Origin of the sequence: Gordonia sp. DT218 (genome assembly GCF_049847105.1) — a bacterium.
In the GTDB taxonomy this organism is placed as follows: Bacteria; Actinomycetota; Actinomycetes; order Mycobacteriales; family Mycobacteriaceae; genus Gordonia.
Genome location: NZ_JBNCNS010000025.1, coordinates 1 through 224, shown reverse-complemented (window position 1 = coordinate 224; position 224 = coordinate 1). Strand labels below are relative to the sequence as shown.

Sequence of the window (224 nt, the reverse complement as noted above, 5' to 3'; positions counted from 1 at the left end):
GGGCAGACGGTGCCGGAGAATCTGAACATCAAAGACCGGTTCTCCCATGTGCTCAAGACGTTCGGGAACTGGCTCGATGAGCAGTTCCGCGACACACGTGGCCGGTTGCGCACCGAGTTCACCACGCCCGAAGGTCTGGTGATCCCTGGCGATGCCGACAACCTCGAACCCCTGTTCCCCGGTCTACGCCGCATCCGGTTCAAAGCTCCACCCGCACCACGCGA

Annotated in this window: 1 pseudogene; it reads left to right on the top strand. The window is 62.5% G+C overall.

What is annotated here, in order from left to right:
- Positions 1-224: pseudogene (locus tag ACPXCG_RS23995) on the top strand (HNH endonuclease); the annotation flags it as partial.